A 16,628-nucleotide genomic window follows, 5' to 3' on the forward strand; every position below is an offset into this window, starting at 1 on the left:
CCCCACTGAGCGATTTGTCAGCAGTCGTTAGTTGCTGGTATCCAGCTCAGCAAAGCTTTTCACCAGATCGTCGATGGCTTTCATCTGTACCAGGAACGGTTCCAGCTTATCCAACGGCAACGCAGAAGGACCATCGCATTTGGCATTGCTTGGATCTGGGTGCGCCTCGATAAACAGGCCAGCCAAACCTACCGCCATACCGGCACGAGCCAGCTCGGCAACCTGCGCACGGCGGCCGCCTGAGGCCGCACCAAACGGATCGCGGGTTTGCAGGGCGTGGGTCACGTCGAAGATCACCGGATGGCCACCGGTCACGTTCTTCATCACGTTGATACCCAACATGTCGACCACCAGGTTGTCATAACCAAAGTTGCTGCCGCGATCGCACAGGATAACCTGATCGTTGCCGCCTTCTTTGAATTTATCGACGATATTGCCCATCTGGCCCGGGCTGACGAACTGCGGTTTCTTGACGTTGATCACCGCGCCGGTTTTCGCCATGGCTTCAACCAGGTCGGTCTGGCGTGCCAGGAAGGCGGGCAGCTGGATCACATCAACCACTTCGGAAACTGGCTGCGCCTGTGCGGCTTCGTGCACATCGGTGATAATTTTCACGCCGAAGGTGCTTTTGATTTCCTGGAAAATCTTCATCCCTTCTTCCAGGCCTGGGCCACGGTAAGAATGGATAGATGAACGGTTGGCTTTATCAAAAGAGGCTTTGAAAACGTAAGGGATGCCCAGTTTTTGCGTCACGGTGACGTAGTGTTCGCAGATGCGCATCGCCAAATCGCGTGATTCCAGTACGTTCATACCGCCGAACAGTACAAACGGCAGATCGTTCGCTACCTTGATGTCGCCAATGCTGACTACTTTCTGTTCCATGCTTGCACCTTATTGATTAATAAATCGGAATCAGTGAATTAATGCAGCGTGACCTGCTTGAGCTCGATGGAGTGGATTTGAATTTTTATCACTTCACTCACCGGGTCTTCAGGACACTGCTCGACAAAATAGTTGAGATCGGAAATGGCGATATGGTTGCATTCCAGCTGGGCATAAATCAAACCACGGTCGCGGATCTCGTAAGGGTCGTCCGGGTCAAAACTCAGCACCGCCTCGCTGGCTCGCAATGCAATTTCCATCTGCTTTTCATCCATCAGCGCGGCTTTCAGCGTATCGAGCATCTTACGCACCACCAGAATGTTTTCCGATTCGTCCAGATCGTCATCTTCCAGTTCAGCCCCCAGCCCCAGATTACCCTTGAGCCAAACCTGCAACTGATGTTCGTTAAGCGTTTCCCCGTTCAGCGGGTTGACCAGCCACATCTCCTCATCCAGCCAGTCAGCACGCATGATCAACTGAGTGGGGAAAATCACCGGCATCAGCGGCAGATCCAACTGGTGGGCAATATGCAGGAAAATGGTTCCCAGAGAGACTGGCGTACCTTGGCGGGCTTCCAACACCTTATCCAGCCAGATAGCGTCAGAGAGCCGATAAACACCGCTGGCACCGCCGAATCCCCAGGTTTTAAAGAATAACTCGATAAGCGCTTCCAACTGCTGATCCTGGTTGAGATCGTCCGGGATGATTGCGCGCGCTTCTTCACTCAACTGTTGTAACTTGCGCTCAACTTCCGCCACCGGAAAGTCCCGCCGAATGATCTTTGATACCAGGATCACCCCCTCACTCAGTGAGGAAGTGTTAAATTCAAAATCGGCAATGCTGCTCATAGGTATCCCATCAAGAACGGTATTTTGGTCGTGGCAAGTTTAACGATCAGATACAGACAGCCCAGTGCCAGAACGAATGCCAAGGTGCGGATATTCCAGCTTTGCGTCTTCTTGCCCAAGGCGACATAGCCCAACAGGATATAGATAATAACGCCAAACAACTTCTCGGTCAGCCACGAGTCCATGCCAAGCAGTGGGTAAAGTTTGAACATCACCACCAGGGCAATACCGGTGGCAAACAGCACCGTATCATTGATATGCGGCGTGATCTTTACCCAGCGCTTGTTGCTCATCGGCGATGCACGCCACTTCCAGAAGAAACGCAGTACAAACAACGTAATGCTGATGGCTACCGTTAATAAATGCAGATGTTTTAGCGCCATGTAAGCGGCCATAGTGGTTTCCTTGGTTTCTTATAGTGGTTTTTGGCCCAGAGTCACGCGATCGTTGCCGCCATAGTCGCGATGCGTTGCCACCGCGATAAATCCCGCAGCATTCAACAGCGTACGTACATTTTCACCCTGTTGCCAACCGTGCTCAAGCAACAGCCAACCCTGCGGCTCTAAATAATCTGCGGCCTGCTGCACGATCGCCGCCAGATCGGCCAGACCCTGCTCGGCGGCCACTAGCGCACTGCCAGGTTCAAAGCGGACATCGCCCTGCGCAAGGTGAGGATCGGCTTCATCAATATAGGGGGGGTTACTGGCGATCAGCGCAAACTGTTGCCCGGCCACCGGCGTAAACCAGCTCCCTTGCAAAAAGCGCGCATTGTTAATCGCCAGTTTTTGCGCGTTATGCTGCGCCAGCGCCACGGCTTCCGGTTGCAGATCGATGCCGGTAAGCTGGCAGTCTGGCCGTTCGCTGGCTAACGCCAGGGCAATCGCGCCAGTACCGGTACCAAGATCCAGAATGGCACACGGCGTTGCGGGCAGGCGCTCCAGAGCCAACTCCACCAAACATTCGGTATCCGGGCGCGGGATTAGCGTAGCGGGCGAAACCGAGAGCGGAAGCGACCAGAACTCACGCTCGCCAACCAGATACGCCACCGGTTCCCCGCGTTCACGGCGAGCCAGCAGCACCGTTAGCTTCTCAGCCTGCTCTGCCGTCAGCAGAGTTTCGCCAAATGCCAACAGGTAGGTTCTGGCCCGACCGGTTACGAAACCCAACAGGATCTCCGCATCACGTTTGGCGCTATCACTATGCGTCAGGCGTAAGGTCGCGGTTTTCAGCCAGGTTTGATAATCCATTACTCAGGCTCGGCAGAGAGTGCAGCCAACTGATCGGCCTGGTATTCCTGCACGATCGGCTGGATTAGCATATCAAGCTTGCCTTCCATCACCTCATCCAGACGATACAGCGTCAGGTTGATGCGGTGGTCGGTCACACGCCCCTGCGGGAAGTTATAGGTACGGTTACGATCGGAACGATCGCCGGTGCCCAGCAGGTTGCGGCGGGTAGAAGCCTCTGCCAACTGGCGTTTCGCCATCTCTGCCGCGCGGATACGTGCCCCAAGCACCGACATCGCCTTGGCTTTGTTCTTGTGCTGTGAACGTTCGTCCTGGCATTCAACCACAATGCCGGTTGGCAAGTGGGTAATACGGATCGCCGAATCGGTGGTGTTAACGTGCTGACCACCGGCCCCGGAAGAACGGAAGGTATCGATTTTCAGATCGCCCGCATTGATTTCTGGCAGCTCCGCCTCTGGCACCGCTGGCATCACCGCCACCGTGCAGGCAGAGGTATGAATACGACCCTGAGATTCGGTTTCCGGCACGCGTTGAACGCGGTGACCGCCAGATTCAAACTTCAGTTGACCGTAAACGCCGTCGCCAGACACTTTGGCGATGACCTCTTTGTAACCGCCGTGCTCGCCCACGTTTTCGCTCATGATCTCAACTCGCCAGCGGCGAGTTTCAGCGTAACGGCTATACATACGGAACAGATCGCCAGCAAAGATGGCCGCTTCGTCGCCACCGGTTCCGGCGCGCACTTCGAGGAAGCAGTCGCGCTCATCGTCCGGATCCTTGGGCAGCAGTAACACCTGCAGCTGTTGTTCCAGTTCTTCCGTCGCCGCTTTGGCCTGTTTCAGCTCTTCCTGCGCCATTTCACGCATTTCCGGATCGTCCAGCATCATTTCTGCCGTGGCGAGATCGTCCTGCACCTGACGCCATTCCAGAAAACAACGGCTGACGTCGGTCAACTGCGCATATTCGCGCGACAGGCCACGGAACCGATCCTGATCGGCAATGACACTGGCATCGCCGAGCAGCGCCTGAACTTCTTCATGGCGCTCTTGTAACGCTTCCAGTTTGGCAACAATAGAAGGCTTCATGCGTGGTTTTAAACCCTGTTAATAAAAGAGAACTAATGCTGATCCAGCCCGAGGCTGTCGCGTAAAATGTGCAACCGCTCCATGTCGCCGTCACCGGCGGCCTGCTGGAGGGATTTGGTAGGGGCATGAATAAGACGATTGGTTAATCTGTGGGCCAGCTCATGGATCACCTGCTCCACGTTAGCGCCTTGAGCAATCGCTGCCAGCGCTTTTGACTCCATTTCCGCACGGATTTGATCGGCCTGCGAACGGTAGTCTCTGATGGTATCTGTCGCGCCCTGTGAGCGCAGCCAGGTCATGAAATTGCTGCTTTCCTGCTGCACAATGGTCTCGGCCTGTACGGCCGCCGCCTGCCGTTGTGCCATATTGCTCTGAATAATGGCCTGCAGGTCATCCACGGTGTAGAGATAGGCGTTCGCCAGTTTGCCCACTTCCGGCTCGATATCACGCGGAACGGCAATATCCACCAGCAACATCGGCTGGTTGCGGCGTGCCTTCAGGGCCCGCTCGACCATGCCCTTGCCGATGATGGGCAACGGGCTGGCGGTGGAGCTGATAATGATATCGGCATCTGCCAGGCGTGCGTCAATCTCCGGCAATGAGATCACCTCTGCCCCCACCTCTTGCGCCAAGACCTGGGCGCGTTCACGGGTGCGGTTAGCGATGATCATATGCTGCACTTTATGCTCACGCAGATGGCGGGCAACCAGCTCGATCGTTTCCCCCGCGCCGACCAACAGCACATTCAGTTCGGCAAGAGATTCGAAGATTTGACGCGCCAACGCACAGGCGGCAAAGGCAACGGATACCGCGCTGGCACCTATTTCGGTTTCAGTGCGTACACGCTTGGCAACGGAGAAGGATTTCTGAAACAGGCGCTCCAGCTCACCGGAAAGTGACTGACCACGCTGGGATTCGGCAAAAGCTTTCTTTACCTGCCCGAGGATCTGGGGTTCACCCAGTACCAAAGAGTCTAACCCGCTGGCAACGCGCATCAGGTGGCTGACGGCCTCGTCGCCGTGATGCCAATACAGGCTTTTGCGCACGTCTTCCGCACGCAGATGGTGATAATCACATAACCAGGCTACCAGTTGTTCATGCAGATGATCCTGCTGCTCCACGCTGAGATACAGCTCGGTGCGGTTACAGGTAGACAGCACAACGCCGCCCTGCACCAATGGCTGTTGCAGCAAGCTATTCAGCGCCTTGTCGATCGACTCTGGGGAGAAGGTCACCCGTTCTCGCAGAGAAACCGGAGCGGTTTTGTGATTAATACCTAACGCCAGAAGGGTCATTGCTTCGAGTAATACTTCTCTTGGTACGGGTTCTCGTTGTCCGGCATTCTACTTGATGCGCGACATCAATTAAAGTGACAACCGCATCTTCCGGCCAATCGCTGGTATTGGCGGGACAAATCAGTCAGCACGACAAAACTCGGTATGTTTCAAACTCATCAGAAACCTCAAGGGAAAAACGCTGAAATGCAGCGCTACCCCTTGCAAACGCCCCTTTCAGCCTGCCTGGCGACATCCTTCGTATTCCCACTGCTTAACATTACACATTACTGATAATCGCAATAAGTTACGGTTTCCATTGTTTTAATTGCAATTTTTTCGGCATGTTCCCATAATCCCGCAAAATGGTTAGCTGGCAAACTATTTACATAGAAACCGTTTCGGAATTTCACTTTTTGTTTCCGGAAAGTGAGCAAACCAGAAAGCCCCAGGCTGTGTTGGCCGATGGATGGGTTTTCGTATCTTGAGCAGCACGTAAGAAGGGACGTTCAATGAAATTACGTAGATTAAGCCAGGCGGTTACCGCAGGGCTCATAGCGGGTTGTAGCGCATTCGCAGCACATGCTGAAATCACCCTATTAAAGCAGGACCCGCAAGCGGGCGATCCCCTTAGCCGCCTCACCTTTACCGTTGGCGGCAGTATTCGTCCTCAGTTCAATATGATGACTGGCGATGGCGATAACGGCTCTTATAAACGCAACGGTTTTGACGGCGGCACACGTTTTCGCTTCGCCACCGATTACTATCTGTTCGACGACATCAGTTGGATCAACTATTACGAGTTAGGCGTCAACATCCCGGCGCTATTCAGTTGGGACAATCACTACGCCGAGGGTGCCAACAACACCTCGCGGCGCATGCTGTATACCGGTTTAAAAAGCAAAACCTGGGGCCAATTGACCTACGGTAAGCAAAACAGCGTTTATTACGACGTGGTCGGGGCCAAAACCGACATCTGGGATTACGACATGCTTGCCCAAGCGCCGGGCAACGGCATTAACGGCGATTATGACGGTTCCTATCGTTCACGCAGCATGCTGAAATATAAAAATACCTTTGGCGACGCTGACCTTTATGCAGCTTACCTGTTCAACGACGATGAATACTTGCCAGGTAACGGCCTGCGCTACAAGCGCAAGGGCGGCGGTTCGCTGGGTGTGGATTATCACTTGACCAAAGACCTCACCTGGGGCACCGCCTGGAACTACACCAGCGCCGAGATGCGCAACCCCAATAATAACGACAACAAAGACTATAATCAGAACATCATCGGTACCGCATTGAGCTGGAAGCCGGATAACTGGACACTCAGCTTCGGCGGCGGCTGGTATGACAACTACCTGACTACCAAGAAGAAGGATGTTAACAACTACTTCGCAGGGGATGCCTGGGGGATTGAATACTTCGCCGGTTATAGCTTCCCGGTTGGCGAATACGCGGTGAAATCCATCATGCCTTACTTTATGGGCGACCGCCTGCAGTACACCACTGGCCGCGATTATCAGCGTATTGATAATGGCTTGGGGATCTCCTTCCAGTTTGACTACGGTTTCCGCGCCGACGTCGAACACGTGCTGACGTCCAGCACCGATAATCTGGGCGATATGACGGTTGTTCGTTTGCGTTACGATTTCTGATCCACAAAAGCGCGCCATTATACGGCGCGCTTTGAGGGCAGACTCGCTCTGAAGGGGCGTGGCATGCTACGCCCACAGATTTCCAACCCAAAAAGCTCCGCCATCGTTTACAATCCTCCCCACGCCAGACACCACCCTTGCCGCAAGGCTTTTGCGCCATTGTATTATTGACGTTACGCCACTCGCCCGTTAGCGTGGTGGCAGAAATGCTAACCCGCACTGCCCCGCAAGGACAAAAGGACAACAAAACGTTATGCCTATCCGCAAAGTTAGTTTGCTTCGCCTGATCCCATTAGCCAGCCTGGTGCTGACGGCCTGTACCCTCACCAAGCCTGGCCCGGCCACCAGCCCGACGTCTCCGCAGTGGCTCGCTCATGAGCAAGCGGTGCAACAGCTTGAGCAATATCAGACCCGGGGCGCTTTCGCTTACCTTACCGATCAGAAGAAAGTCTATGCTCGCTTCTTCTGGCAACAATACACGCCCGACCGCTACCGCCTGCTGCTGACCAATCCGCTTGGCAGCACCGAGCTTGAACTTAACGTGCAAAAAAGCGTAGTGCAGCTAACGGATAACCAGGGCAAACGCTATGTCAGCGACAACCCGGAAGAGATGATCCGCAAGCTGACCGGCATGCAGATCCCGCTGGATAACCTGCGCCAGTGGATGCTTGGCCTGCCAGGGCAAGCCACCGACTTCAGCCTGGACTCCCAGTACCGCCTGAACAAGCTGACCTACAAACAGGGCGATCTGACCTGGGTTGTCACCTATCAGGACTACAACACCGATCTCAAAATCCCGTTACCGAGCCGCCTTGAGCTGCAACAGGGCGATCAACGCATCAAGCTGAAAATGGATAACTGGACGCTCAAGTGATGATCCACCAATGGCCCTCCCCGGCAAAGCTGAACCTGTTTCTCTATATCACCGGCCGTCGAGCAGACGGCTACCATCAGTTGCAAACGCTGTTCCAGTTCCTGGATTACGGCGATACGCTCACCATCGTTCCCCGCCAGGATGACCAGATCCAGCTGCTAACGCCCGTAGAAGGGGTGCCAGATGAGCAGAACCTGATTGTTCGGGCCGCTCGTCTGTTACAGCAACATTGCACTACCCATTCCATTACCACCCTTCCCCGTGGGGCTGATATCAGCATCGACAAGCGCTTGCCGATGGGTGGCGGCCTTGGCGGCGGCTCTTCCAACGCGGCAACGGCACTGGTCGCGCTGAATGAACTTTGGCAATGTGGCCTGAGCGACGACCAGTTGGCCGATATGGGGCTAACCCTCGGTGCCGATGTCCCGGTTTTTGTGCGCGGCCATGCGGCATTTGCCGAAGGGATTGGTGAGCAGTTACAGCCAGCAAATCCGGTAGAAAAGTGGTATTTGGTCGCTCATCCCGGTGTCAGCATCCCCACACCGGTGATTTTTGCCGATGCCGAATTAAAAAGAGACACCCCGGTTCGCCCGCTGAACGCCCTATTACAGGCACCTTACGCAAATGATTGCGAACCGATCGCAAGAAAACGTTTTCGCGAGGTTGAACAGCTTCTTTCATGGCTGTTACAATACGCGCCGTCACGCCTGACTGGCACAGGTGCTTGTGTGTTTGCAGAATTCGACTCCGAGCCCGCCGCTCTTCAGGTGTTAAATCAAGCCCCGGCCTGGTTGCGTGGATTTGTAGCGCGTGGCGTTAACGTCTCACCACTACATCGCATCCGTTCCGGGCAGTTTGAGCCGTAGCTCAACGTGTCGTTGCGCAGGGTCTTCTACCTGGCCCTGTCATCTCTGCGCTGCTCTGCAGTTCAAGTTAGTTTTACACACCCGTATGTATATTGCGTCGGCATCGCCAACTGCCCCTTGGCGAAGACCGTATGACAATATCTTCTCTGGACGCATGCTGAGGTTCTTCTCGTGCCTGATATGAAGCTTTTTGCTGGTAACGCCACCCCGGAACTAGCACAACGTATTGCCAACCGTTTGTACACCAGCCTTGGTGACGCCGCTGTAGGTCGTTTTAGCGACGGCGAAGTGAGCGTGCAAATCAACGAAAATGTACGCGGCGGTGATATTTTCATCATCCAGTCCACCTGTGCCCCCACCAACGACAACCTGATGGAACTGGTTGTTATGGTTGATGCCCTGCGTCGCGCCTCCGCAGGTCGTATTACTGCTGTAATTCCTTACTTCGGCTATGCCCGCCAGGATCGCCGCGTGCGTTCTGCGCGTGTGCCAATCACTGCCAAAGTTGTTGCCGACTTCCTCTCCAGCGTAGGGGTTGACCGCGTATTGACAGTCGATCTGCATGCCGAGCAGATCCAAGGTTTCTTCGATGTCCCGGTAGATAACGTATTCGGAAGCCCGATCCTGCTGGAAGACATGTTGCAACAGAACCTGGAAAACCCGATCGTGGTTTCCCCAGATATCGGTGGTGTCGTGCGCGCCCGCGCGATCGCCAAACTGCTTAACGATACCGACATGGCCATCATTGATAAACGTCGCCCTCGCGCAAACGTTTCTCAGGTGATGCATATTATCGGGGACGTGGCAGGCCGTGACTGCGTACTGGTCGATGACATGATCGATACCGGTGGTACCTTGTGTAAAGCAGCCGAAGCGTTGAAAGAACGCGGTGCCAAGCGCGTATTTGCCTACGCCACGCACCCGATCTTCTCCGGTAACGCCGTGGATAACATCAGGAACTCGGTGATTGATGAAGTGATCGTCTGTGACACTATTCCGCTGTCAGCAGAAATCAAGGCGTTGAAAAACGTCCGTACTCTGACCTTGTCCGGTATGTTGGCTGAAGCTATCCGCCGTATCAGCAATGAAGAGTCAATTTCCGCGATGTTCGAACATTAATCCCTTCTCTGGCGCGGTTCACCTCCACTGCGCCAGGTTGTTCGGGTGAACATCTCAGAAAACGAAAAACCCGTTGAAGCGTGAGCAACAACGGGTTTTTTACGGGATGTGGGACATAACCTTAAACCTTATACGGCCAAACTCCCTTGCCTTTGTACGCCAGATCCCTGGTTGTGGTTAATCAATGCGAGGGGCGGCGCGGGTTGTCTTGGCAGCGTTTGTCAAAGTGTTTTACCCACCAATAACGATCTGCTACCCGCTCGCGCCCACCAATACGTGCACCGGCCAGCCATAACAAGGCGCCGATAAAGATACTCATGATGGCGCCGTGGGCAAAGAGCTGCGGCAAATTGAACTGTGATACTTCAGCCAGGATGGAGTATCCCACCCCGCCAACCATTACCACCATACCCATTCCCATTAAAACGTTGCCAATGACCTCAGCGTTTTTACGTTTCATATGCCACCTCCAGAGTGCCATGTGCCAATAGCGGGAAAATCCTAACTCGTTATCCCACTTTGATTAGTTAAGTATAGTCATTATTTCAGCATGGGTATTGCGTGACCGATCACAAATGGCAACTAAAGGCTGACAATTCTTTACTTTATGTTAAAAGTTAGCGAGATAACTGAATTATTTTACTAATGTATTATTCACTTTTCAGCTATTCACGGGGGCGACGCCAGATTTTTGTCATTCTGCACGCAGGCAGGTACACTAACGGCCTATGAATTTCGAGCTGTGCCGCTGTGAAACCTCAGGCGATTGCAACCTGGAAGGCAACGGGCACGCCCTTTCCATTTTTCTAGCATAGTGAATCTCTTGTGAGCAGTATCAAACTGATTGTTGGCCTGGCCAACCCGGGCGCTGAGTATGCCCAGACACGGCACAATGCCGGTGCATGGTATGTTGACCTACTGGCGCAACGCTACAACCAGCCGTTGAAGGAAGAGAGTAAGTTCTTCGGTTACACCGCACGCCTGAATTTGGCCGGTAACGACGTTCGGCTGCTGGTTCCTACCACCTTTATGAACCTGAGTGGCAAAGCCGTTGGTGCTTTGGCTACCTTCTACCGCATTCTGCCGGAAGAGATCCTGGTAGCCCACGATGAATTGGATCTGCCACCAGGGGTGGCGAAACTCAAATTAGGTGGCAGCAACGGTGGTCACAATGGCCTGAAGGATATCCAGAGCAAGCTGGGCAATAACCCGAACTTTTATCGCTTGCGTATTGGCATCGGCCACCCAGGTGATAAAAACAAGGTGGTAGGCTTTGTGCTGGGTAAGCCGCCAGCATCAGAGCAAACGCTGATTGATGATGCCATCGATGAGTCGCTACGTTGCACGGAGATCTTGCTGAAGGAAGGTATGACTAAAGCCATGAATCGTTTGCATGCATTTAAAGCGACTAGCTAAGCGGTTAGGCCAAGTAATGTGACTATCACTTGCTTGGCCTACTACTTATCGGGCAATAGCGGCACAGTTTGCGGGTACAGCATGGTTGCACGCTGTTTTGCACAACAACATCAACCACATCCGGCGTAGTTTTCTTTTTCAAATCCGCATTTCCACCAAAAAAAGGCCGCTCAATCAGGCTCTTCCTCCGCTCGTTCCTGAAATGAATAATAAAAGAAATAACTGAAAGTAATAATAAAATCGGTGCGGAAAGCACATCAATCCCATTCATGGAATAAATTCCTCCTTGAATTCAAATAACACAGCAAATAATACGCGGATAATATCTTAAAAAAATACGCCCAACAATACTTATAGTTAAATTTATCGTTAACCCTCTCGGCATACCTCAATATAATTAAGATATTACTTAGGTATTAGAGGCAATATCTTACTTGCTGCACAGGATAATTCTTTAAATTGAAGCAGATAAATCTTATACATTCAAAATCAGCATCAGTTATATATTAAATATATTAACCATTCAGGCTTAATACAAAGAAATATTCAAAAAATAAACAACAACAATAAAAACATGACAATAGGATAATTGCTTATTGAGAAAAACGGTTATAAATCGACAGTGCGAACAAATAATGATCATATTTCATACGAGATTCAGCTTAAAATTAATGGATTTCTCAGCCTATATAGATAGCCCACCATAAGACAAGTTACAACTTGAGGTTTAACGTTCTGTAACTCTTTACCCGCTGTAATCCGCCAGGTTTTATTATGATATGTTGCCAGGTCATACATTAGATGAGGAACATCAAGCCTCAGAATAACCCTATACAAAAAGTGCCTTTGCGGCTAAACATGCATTTAAAATAAAACATTAACTCACTTATATTACTAAATATCTGATAACAAATAGCCAGAATAATCTCCGCTATTAGCGTTCTATGGCCTATTGCCAGATGTGTTCACCTTGGATCTGTACCTTGCCTGCTGAACACCTCTACCGGCGTTTAATTGAGCCGACCCAGGCGTAAGCAGCGTAAGGAAGGCCTCGGGTAGTACCGCCAGCAACGGGCAGATCGAGATAACTGCCCATTACGTGTATAATGGCGGGATAATTTCGTCCTTTATGCAGCAGGCTAATGTTAACCTGTTGATAGTCAAGATATTTAAGGTGATATAAACATGGGATTCAAATGCGGTATCGTCGGTCTGCCTAACGTTGGCAAATCCACCCTGTTCAATGCGTTGACCAAAGCGGGTATCGAAGCGGCCAACTTCCCGTTCTGTACCATTGAACCCAATACCGGCGTGGTACCGATGCCCGATGCACGTCTGGATCAACTGGCTGAGATCGTCAAACCACAACGCATTCTGCCCACCACCATGGAATTCGTTGATATCGCAGGCCTGGTAAAAGGGGCTTCCAAAGGTGAAGGCCTGGGTAACCAGTTCCTGACCAACATCCGTGAAACCGAAGCCATCGGCCACGTGGTACGTTGCTTTGAGAACGACAACATCATTCACGTGAATAACAAAGTGGATCCGGCAGACGATATCGACGTCATCAACACCGAGTTGGCGCTGTCCGATCTTGATACCTGCGAACGCGCCATCCACCGTGTGCAAAAGAAAGCCAAAGGCGGCGATAAAGACGCAAAAGCCGAATTGGCCGCACTGGAAAAATGCCTGCCGCAGTTGGAAAACGCCGGTATGCTGCGTGCGCTGGATCTGACTGCTGAAGATAAAGCCGCGATCCGCTACCTGAGCTTCCTGACCCTGAAGCCAACCATGTACATTGCCAACGTTAACGAAGACGGTTTTGAGAACAACCCGTATCTGGATGTTGTACGCAAGATTGCTGCCGAAGAAGGTTCCGTGGTGGTAGCGGTTTGCGCCGCTGTCGAATCCGACATCGCAGAGCTGGAAGATGAAGACCGCGCTGAATTTATGGCTGAGTTGGGTCTGGAAGAACCAGGTCTGAACCGCGTGATCCGCGCAGGTTATGAATTGCTCAATCTGCAAACCTACTTCACCGCTGGCGTGAAGGAAGTGCGTGCCTGGACCATCCCAGTTGGCGCTACTGCCCCGCAAGCGGCCGGTAAAATCCATACCGACTTTGAAAAAGGCTTTATCCGTGCGCAGACCATCGCCTTTGAAGACTTTATCACCTACAAGGGTGAGCAAGGTGCCAAAGAGGCCGGCAAGATGCGTTCAGAAGGGAAAGACTACGTCGTTAAAGATGGCGATGTGATGAACTTCTTGTTTAACGTCTAAATGATGTCACTCATCTCAGTATGATCCATGAAGACTAAGTAAAACACTTAAAATCCACGCCTCGCGTGGATTTTTTTGTGATTTTCACTCTATCTACCATGTTGAGAGCAGGCATATCCACGCAGAACGCCCCCCGCTCATAGCCAAAAAACCATGCGCCATAACCACCTATCCTTGCGCTTCCCCAAGCGTTAACTAGACTGATTTAATGAAAACGACTTGCTCTCTACACGAGAAGTCATCACCTTCCCTGGCCCTCCCTTATAGGATAACGGTGCCATACCAACTATCGGGTAACTAGCGAAAAGAGAGCATGCCGTGAGTACCAACTATGAAGCGTTGTTCAATAGCAGTTACGATCGGATCACCGCCAAAGATCAGGGCGACCTGTTTTTCTCTCATTTCTACCAATTATTCGTTGAAAGCACGCAGGGGCTGAAAATTCAGCCCACACCCGAGCATCAGCAAGCGCAACAAAAAATTATCTACAAATCCTTTTTTTATATGCTTTCTGTTGCCACTAGCCATATCGTGGCCGACTATCTGGAGCACGTGGCGCGGGAACAGAGTTCCCAGGGGTTGAATCTGCCCGCGTCTGTTTTTGCCTATTGGCGGCGAGCCGTTTTGCAAACGGTACGCGATCTCGATCCGTTATGCGATGAAGAAGTCCTGACCGCATGGGCAATTTTTATGGCCCCAGGGTTGGAGTTTATGCGGCGGCAGGCAGAGTTGCACCATGATGCAGTGCAAGGCAATAAAAATGCACGCCGATAGCAGCTCTGTCCCAAATAGTAACTTTATTCTGGCGGCAGAAAACTCACGTATCGGCATCTGGGATTGGGAATGTACCCAGGATCTGTGGCAGGTTAACGATGCCTTGAAATTACTGCTAGGGGTTAATCGTGAGAATAGGGAGTTTTCCTCATCGCTTTGGCAACAGGTCATTCATCCTGATGACTTACCGCTGGTCCTACGTTGCCTTCATCAAGCCAACAAGGCGGTATTACCCGTTTTTGACTGTGAAGTGCGTGTCAAACACAGTAATGGTGACGAACACTGGGTACTGATCCAGGGGCAAATCATCAGCGTCAGTATCAAAGGGGAAGTGCAGCGAGTCATTGGGACTTTACAGGATATCACCGAGCGCAAGGAAGCAGAGGCCTCGTCCCAGCAGGCCGTTGCATTAGCCCACGCCGCGAACCAGGCCAAGAGTGAATTCCTGGCCAATATGAGCCATGAAATCCGCACGCCAATGAATGGGATCCTGGGCATGTCTCAATTGTGTCTCGAAACCAATCTGAATAAAGAACAACGTGATTACATCAATATGGTGTACTCCTCGGCTCGCGCCCTGTTGAAAATCATCGATGATATTCTCGACTTTTCGAAAATAGAGGCGGGGAAAGTCAGCCTGGAGTTTGAGGACTTTTCCCTGCGCCAGCTAATCCATGAAATTACCCGCCCTTTGATGCCCAAATTTTCCGAAAAGGGAATTGAGCTACTGGTAGACATTCATCCTGAGGTACCGACCATTCTGCATAGTGACGCCCTGCGTTTACGACAGATCGTGACCAATCTGATTGGTAATGCCCTCAAGTTTACCCATACCGGTGAAGTGGTTTTACAGATCGCCCCTTCACTCTCCACCCCGAAGATGCTGACATTCAGTATTATCGACACCGGGATCGGTATTGCCGAAGATAAACAGGCGGTTATTTTCGAATCTTTCAGTCAGGCAGACAGTTCAACCACCCGCAAATACGGCGGCACAGGGTTAGGATTAACCATTTCAGCCCGTCTGGTTGCCATGATGGGCGGCAAACTGCAGGTTTCCAGCCAGCCTGGCCACGGCAGCCACTTCTATTTTTCCTTGCCTGTTACTCCCTCGTCAGCCCGTACGACAATAACGTTGCCGGCCCGGTTGAATGGGATGAGCGTTTTAGTGGTGGATGATAACGAAACCAACCAAAGGTTGCTGTTTGACATGCTGCGCAACGTTGGTCTCAAGCCACAAACGGTCAACTCTGGCCAGGCCGCACTGGAGCTAATGGCCACTGGCCAGCGCTTTCCGCTGATCCTGCTGGATTCGCAAATGCCGGAGATGGATGGCATGGCACTAGCCCTGGAGATCAGGTCAACGCCGGAGCTTCGCCAAAGTAAATTGATCATGCTCAGTTCAATGGGGAATCGGATAGACACCGGCGTATTGCGTAAAGTGGGCGTTTCAAGCTTTTTAACCAAACCTATCGATGCCAACGAGTTACTAGAGGCCATCATAGCCAGCTTTATTCCGCAAGAAATGGCCAATCCTGAGCCCGTGCTGGAAGCACCAGTAAGGGTTACAGGGGTTGGGATACACATTCTGGTGGCGGAGGATAATCTTATTAATCAACAATTGGCGATCAACTTTATCCGTAAATTGGGTCATACCTGCGACGTAGTGGGCAACGGTAAATTGGCGTTGCAGAAGTTACAGCAGGATCAATACGACCTGGTTTTGATGGACCTGCAAATGCCCGAAATGGATGGGCTCGAAGCGGTACAACACCTTCGAGCTGGCGAACAACAGCAACCAGGCCAACACATACCAATCATTGCCATGACCGCACATGCGATGAAAGGCGATCGTGAAAGATGCCTGGCCCAAGGATTCGACGGCTATGTCAGCAAACCCATTTTGTTGGATAATCTTGCCAGTGAGCTCGAGCGGACCCTGAATGCGGCTCAACCACGCCCAGAAGACGAGATCTTCGATTATGCACAATCACTGACGCAGTTAGGCGACGATCAAGCCTTATTTAACGAGTTGGTGGCGATCTTCCTGGAGGAATTCCCCTCCTTGACTGGTGCGCTACATGACGCCATAAAGAGACAAGATTATGAAGCCATCCGGCGCAGCGCCCATCGGCTAAAAGGAGAGTGCCTGCACTTTGTTTGCCAGCCCCTGGAAAGCAGGTTAGGCAATATTGAGCAGGCTGCGGCAATAGCCGATTGGCCTGAAATCACGGCTCAATATCGCGGCGTGGATGAATTATGCCAGCGGTTGCGGACCTCCCTCGCAGCGGCAAAGGAAGCCTGATAC

At 52.0% G+C, this 16,628-nt stretch carries 16 protein-coding genes; 8 read left to right on the top strand and 8 right to left on the bottom strand.

The features are described from left to right. Nucleotides 1-27 precede the first annotated feature (27 nt). Genes kdsA through hemA form a run of 6 tightly spaced genes read right to left on the bottom strand, consistent with a single transcriptional unit; the run spans nucleotide 28 to nucleotide 5,357 of the window. Nucleotides 28-882: a 3-deoxy-8-phosphooctulonate synthase gene (gene kdsA, locus KGP21_RS16410; protein ID WP_021181107.1), complete on the bottom strand. Its 855-nt coding sequence runs from the start codon at nucleotides 880-882 to the stop codon at nucleotides 28-30. A 38-nt stretch (nucleotides 883-920) separates the two neighbouring features. Further along, nucleotides 921-1,730, bottom strand: a complete 810-nt coding sequence (sirB1, locus tag KGP21_RS16415; protein WP_021806696.1) for an invasion regulator SirB1 — start codon at nucleotides 1,728-1,730, stop codon at nucleotides 921-923. Beyond that, nucleotides 1,727-2,125 (bottom strand): SirB2 family protein, encoded by a 399-nt coding sequence (locus KGP21_RS16420; protein WP_021181105.1) that lies wholly within the window; start codon nucleotides 2,123-2,125, stop codon nucleotides 1,727-1,729. Before KGP21_RS16420 ends, sirB1 begins: the two co-directional genes overlap by 4 nt. An 18-nt stretch (nucleotides 2,126-2,143) precedes the next feature. Then, complete coding sequence (gene prmC, locus KGP21_RS16425) at nucleotides 2,144-2,977, bottom strand: peptide chain release factor N(5)-glutamine methyltransferase (RefSeq protein ID WP_021806697.1); 834 nt, start codon at nucleotides 2,975-2,977, stop codon at nucleotides 2,144-2,146. Next, nucleotides 2,977-4,062 carry a peptide chain release factor 1 gene (prfA, locus tag KGP21_RS16430; protein ID WP_021181103.1) on the bottom strand — a complete coding sequence of 362 codons (1,086 nt, stop codon included), beginning with the start codon at nucleotides 4,060-4,062 and terminating at the stop codon, nucleotides 2,977-2,979. Before prfA ends, prmC begins: the two co-directional genes overlap by 1 nt. A gap of 32 nt (nucleotides 4,063-4,094) precedes the next feature. Then, a complete protein-coding gene (hemA, locus tag KGP21_RS16435) occupies nucleotides 4,095-5,357 on the bottom strand; it encodes a glutamyl-tRNA reductase (protein ID WP_021806698.1) in 1,263 nt (420 codons plus the stop codon). Between the two features lie 491 nt (nucleotides 5,358-5,848). Between hemA and KGP21_RS16440 the strand changes: the two genes are divergently transcribed. From KGP21_RS16440 to prs, 4 genes are all read left to right on the top strand, one after another. Next, nucleotides 5,849-6,994, top strand: a complete 1,146-nt coding sequence (locus KGP21_RS16440) for a porin (RefSeq protein WP_115158810.1) — start codon at nucleotides 5,849-5,851, stop codon at nucleotides 6,992-6,994. Between the two features lie 253 nt (nucleotides 6,995-7,247). After that, the gene (lolB, locus tag KGP21_RS16445) at nucleotides 7,248-7,868 is read left to right on the top strand and encodes a lipoprotein insertase outer membrane protein LolB (protein ID WP_021181100.1); all 621 of its coding nucleotides are present in this window, start codon (nucleotides 7,248-7,250) and stop codon (nucleotides 7,866-7,868) included. Beyond that, complete coding sequence (ispE, locus tag KGP21_RS16450) at nucleotides 7,868-8,734, top strand: 4-(cytidine 5'-diphospho)-2-C-methyl-D-erythritol kinase (protein ID WP_223535685.1); 867 nt, start codon at nucleotides 7,868-7,870, stop codon at nucleotides 8,732-8,734. The genes lolB and ispE overlap by 1 nt, the downstream gene beginning before the upstream one ends. A 171-nt stretch (nucleotides 8,735-8,905) precedes the next feature. Continuing rightward, nucleotides 8,906-9,853: a ribose-phosphate diphosphokinase gene (prs, locus tag KGP21_RS16455; protein ID WP_002211240.1), complete on the top strand. Its 948-nt coding sequence runs from the start codon at nucleotides 8,906-8,908 to the stop codon at nucleotides 9,851-9,853. Nucleotides 9,854-10,034: 181 nt separating this feature from the next. On the opposite strand, the gene ychH is transcribed toward prs, so the two are convergent. Beyond that, nucleotides 10,035-10,313 carry a stress-induced protein YchH gene (gene ychH / locus KGP21_RS16460; RefSeq protein ID WP_021806701.1) on the bottom strand — a complete coding sequence of 93 codons (279 nt, stop codon included), beginning with the start codon at nucleotides 10,311-10,313 and terminating at the stop codon, nucleotides 10,035-10,037. A gap of 365 nt (nucleotides 10,314-10,678) precedes the next feature. Here ychH and pth point away from each other — a divergent pair, with 365 nt between their 5' ends. After that, the gene (gene pth / locus KGP21_RS16465; protein ID WP_021181097.1) at nucleotides 10,679-11,269 is read left to right on the top strand and encodes an aminoacyl-tRNA hydrolase; all 591 of its coding nucleotides are present in this window, start codon (nucleotides 10,679-10,681) and stop codon (nucleotides 11,267-11,269) included. A 25-nt stretch (nucleotides 11,270-11,294) separates the two neighbouring features. Here the strand turns inward: pth and KGP21_RS16470 are convergent, their stop codons facing one another. Continuing rightward, the gene (locus tag KGP21_RS16470; RefSeq protein WP_021806703.1) at nucleotides 11,295-11,540 is read right to left on the bottom strand and encodes a hypothetical protein; all 246 of its coding nucleotides are present in this window, start codon (nucleotides 11,538-11,540) and stop codon (nucleotides 11,295-11,297) included. Nucleotides 11,541-12,454: 914 nt separating this feature from the next. Between KGP21_RS16470 and ychF the strand changes: the two genes are divergently transcribed. The 3 genes from ychF (at nucleotide 12,455) to KGP21_RS16485 (ending at nucleotide 16,625) form a co-directional block, all read left to right on the top strand. Then, nucleotides 12,455-13,546, top strand: coding sequence for a redox-regulated ATPase YchF (gene ychF, locus KGP21_RS16475; protein WP_021181096.1), 1,092 nt, complete (start codon nucleotides 12,455-12,457; stop codon nucleotides 13,544-13,546). Nucleotides 13,547-13,864: 318 nt separating this feature from the next. Further along, nucleotides 13,865-14,320, top strand: a complete 456-nt coding sequence (locus KGP21_RS16480; protein ID WP_209526919.1) for a Globin — start codon at nucleotides 13,865-13,867, stop codon at nucleotides 14,318-14,320. Continuing rightward, nucleotides 14,307-16,625, top strand: coding sequence for a PAS domain-containing hybrid sensor histidine kinase/response regulator (locus KGP21_RS16485; RefSeq protein ID WP_223535688.1), 2,319 nt, complete (start codon nucleotides 14,307-14,309; stop codon nucleotides 16,623-16,625). The genes KGP21_RS16480 and KGP21_RS16485 overlap by 14 nt, the downstream gene beginning before the upstream one ends. Nucleotides 16,626-16,628: the final 3 nt, after the last annotated feature.

The organism is Serratia sp. JSRIV004, from assembly GCF_019968705.1.
Classification (GTDB): domain Bacteria; phylum Pseudomonadota; class Gammaproteobacteria; order Enterobacterales; family Enterobacteriaceae; genus Chania; species Chania fonticola_B.

Coding starts and splice junctions, on each gene's coding strand:
- kdsA (WP_021181107.1), bottom strand. CDS start 882: ATGGAACAGAAAGTAGTCAGCATTGGCGACATCAAGGTAGCGAACGAT.
- sirB1 (WP_021806696.1), bottom strand. CDS start 1,730: ATGAGCAGCATTGCCGATTTTGAATTTAACACTTCCTCACTGAGTGAG.
- KGP21_RS16420 (WP_021181105.1), bottom strand. CDS start 2,125: ATGGCCGCTTACATGGCGCTAAAACATCTGCATTTATTAACGGTAGCC.
- prmC (WP_021806697.1), bottom strand. CDS start 2,977: ATGGATTATCAAACCTGGCTGAAAACCGCGACCTTACGCCTGACGCAT.
- prfA (WP_021181103.1), bottom strand. CDS start 4,062: ATGAAGCCTTCTATTGTTGCCAAACTGGAAGCGTTACAAGAGCGCCAT.
- hemA (WP_021806698.1), bottom strand. CDS start 5,357: ATGACCCTTCTGGCGTTAGGTATTAATCACAAAACCGCTCCGGTTTCT.
- KGP21_RS16440 (WP_115158810.1), top strand. CDS start 5,849: ATGAAATTACGTAGATTAAGCCAGGCGGTTACCGCAGGGCTCATAGCG.
- lolB (WP_021181100.1), top strand. CDS start 7,248: ATGCCTATCCGCAAAGTTAGTTTGCTTCGCCTGATCCCATTAGCCAGC.
- ispE (WP_223535685.1), top strand. CDS start 7,868: ATGATCCACCAATGGCCCTCCCCGGCAAAGCTGAACCTGTTTCTCTAT.
- ychH (WP_021806701.1), bottom strand. CDS start 10,313: ATGAAACGTAAAAACGCTGAGGTCATTGGCAACGTTTTAATGGGAATG.
- KGP21_RS16470 (WP_021806703.1), bottom strand. CDS start 11,540: ATGAATGGGATTGATGTGCTTTCCGCACCGATTTTATTATTACTTTCA.
- ychF (WP_021181096.1), top strand. CDS start 12,455: ATGGGATTCAAATGCGGTATCGTCGGTCTGCCTAACGTTGGCAAATCC.
- KGP21_RS16485 (WP_223535688.1), top strand. CDS start 14,307: ATGCACGCCGATAGCAGCTCTGTCCCAAATAGTAACTTTATTCTGGCG.